A 1,412-nucleotide genomic window follows, 5' to 3' on the forward strand; every position below is an offset into this window, starting at 1 on the left:
ACGCTGAGCACCCGAACCGAGGGGACGCCACGCCCGTGGTCGCCGACGCGGGAGGGTCGGCCCGAACCTTGTCGGTGAGGGACGCGCCGCCGGCGGGTGGAGTACCGCTGCCCGCCGTGGTGTCGCGCGAGGCGGTCACCGCGAGGGCTCGGAGGCGTCAGTGCTCCCGGTGGGCCTTCCGCCGCAGCGCACCGGCCACGCCGTGGCCGTGGCGTTCACGAGCAGCCGTCCCGTCGTGCCGACCTCGCCCGCCGTGCCGCCCGAGGTGGTGGTGGCACCCGTCGTGCTTCGCGTGTCCGTGCCGGCGGGTCGCGTGGTGGTCGTGGCCGTGCTCCTCGCCCGCTCCGCGGTGCCAGCGACGCCCGTGGTGCCCGGTCGTCCCGGCGGCGCGCAGCAGAGCCTTGCGCCGGCGGTGCCGCCGCAGCGCCGCCCGGTGCGCGACACCCTCCACGACCATGCCCAGACCGGCTCCGACCAGCCAGACGTCCTTGGCCAGCGGAAGTCCCTGTTCGGTGGGGCGCACACTGCCCTCGTGGTGCGTTCCGGGGGTTCGCAGGTACATGCCCACCAGGCCCGCCGAGAAGGCGGTCAGGCCGAGCCCCGCCACGCCGGTCGGCACCAGGGGGATGAGCAGCGCGGCGCCGAGACCGATCTCGGTGGTCGAGAGGAGCCGCACGAACTGCTTCGGGTCCATCGACTTCAGGAACGGGTAGGCACCGGCCGCGGCACCGTGCAGACCGGCGGCGGCCTCGTCGTCCGCGTCCCGCTTGCTCAGACCCGAGTTGAGGATGAAGGCCCCCGCCGCGAGTCTGCTGGGCCAGTGTCCGAGGCTGGTCATCGGTCGCATCGCACGCACCTCCGACGGCGTCGCCCGGCCGGTCCGGGCAGCCTCCCGACGCTAACCCCGTCCCACGGCGCCGGCCAGCCGACGACGGGTGCGGCAGGGGGCGTCCTGGCTGGAGCCGGCGAGCGCGTTCGAAAGGGCGTCCGCGCTCTCCGGGTTCCGCGAGCGCCGGCGGGCCCAAGCGGTACCGAGCTGGCCTGACACGCCCCTGAGATGGCCAGGGGGCGGGCGAACGACGGCGGGAGAGCCCGCCGCGCGGCCACCCGCCCCGGGGCAGCCGTCAGCGGTTGGTGTCGCCGAGCACCGGGGGAGCCACCATCCGCCCGTCCCCGAAGATGTCGTCGGTCTCCTGGAGGAACGAGGCGCGGGTGTGCTCCTTGTCCTCGGCGTTCTGCCCGCCCCGGCCGCCGCCGGCACCCATGCCGCCGCCCATACCGCCACCCATGCCACCGGCGCCCATGCCGCCCATGCCCCGGGCGCCGCCCATACCCGCACCGGGGCCGCCCGCGCCGGAGCTCCCCCCGGGGCCGAAACCTCCGCCGCCCCCGCTGCCGCCCGGCCCGAAGCC

Annotated in this window: 1 protein-coding gene and 1 pseudogene; both read right to left on the reverse strand. The window is 76.3% G+C overall.

The features are described from left to right. Window positions 1-157: 157 nt before the first annotated feature. Window positions 158-838: a hypothetical protein gene (locus tag ACTIDRAF_RS35170; protein ID WP_245533618.1), complete on the reverse strand. Its 681-nt coding sequence runs from the start codon at window positions 836-838 to the stop codon at window positions 158-160. Window positions 839-1,124: 286 nt separating this feature from the next. Then, window positions 1,125-1,412 (reverse strand): annotated as a pseudogene (locus ACTIDRAF_RS0223110) (hypothetical protein); the annotation flags it as partial.

It is taken from the genome of Actinoalloteichus spitiensis RMV-1378 (assembly GCF_000239155.1).
GTDB lineage: Bacteria > Actinomycetota > Actinomycetes > Mycobacteriales > Pseudonocardiaceae > Actinoalloteichus_B > Actinoalloteichus_B spitiensis.

Coding starts and splice junctions, on each gene's coding strand:
- ACTIDRAF_RS35170 (WP_245533618.1), bottom strand. CDS start 838: ATGACCAGCCTCGGACACTGGCCCAGCAGACTCGCGGCGGGGGCCTTC.